The sequence below is a fragment of the Rhizobacter sp. P1_G5 genome (genome assembly GCF_056405435.1).
The window spans coordinates 1-683 of sequence record NZ_JBFUCB010001159.1 but is presented as its reverse complement, the minus strand read 5'-3'; the positions used below and the strand labels follow the sequence as shown (position 1 = coordinate 683).

The window sequence follows — 683 nt, the reverse complement described above, 5'->3', positions numbered from 1 at the left end:
CAGAGAAGCAAAGGCTCTCGATTTCATCAAAAATCAATAGCAATGGCTTACGGTTACTTTCCTTAATTCGTTTGAGATCCTCTACGAAGCGACTCGACGCATCTGCCTCCGTGTAATCCGATTCTTTCGCCCCTTGCGCCTTAATCCCAAGAGCGATATAGAGCTGCTCCTTTACTCGAAATAGTGCCTTATTCCATGTGGTTTTGTGAAACTTCGTGTCAGAGCAGTCGACTAGAACGACCGGAGCGTCTCGATGCTTCAGCTCTCTTACAATTGCCCACAGGAGCGACGTTTTGCCAATTCGTCTGAGGCCAAATAATGAAGAGTTTTCACCGCGATCGTATTGCGACACGTAGGATTGAACATCTTCTTTACGTCCGAAGAAGCTGCGATCGGTCTTCAACACCGACGATGTGGCGAACAAATCTACAGGGTATAGATGAGTTCGTAGACGGCCCTCGATAAGTTCCTTTTTCCCGGCTACGCCGCCGGCAAGCTCCTGATACTTGAAGGGAATATGAATGCGTACATCATTCTCAGGATTAACTTGTACGTCCTCCGTCGTCGCATTGGTAATTAATAGTATGCACAACCGATCCAAGCGATTCGAATTCGAATCAAGCAAGTGGTCGATGGCATCCATTAGTCTCGCATCGACCTTATCGAACGGATGGAAGATGCAT

Annotated in this window: 1 protein-coding gene; it reads right to left on the bottom strand. The window is 47.3% G+C overall.

Features of this window, described 5'->3' with window-relative positions; genetic code table 11:
* The coding region (locus AC1D12_RS34720; RefSeq protein WP_477845587.1) for an ATP-binding protein at positions 1-643 on the bottom strand (643 nt) is incomplete at its 3' end.
* Positions 644-683: the final 40 nt, after the last annotated feature.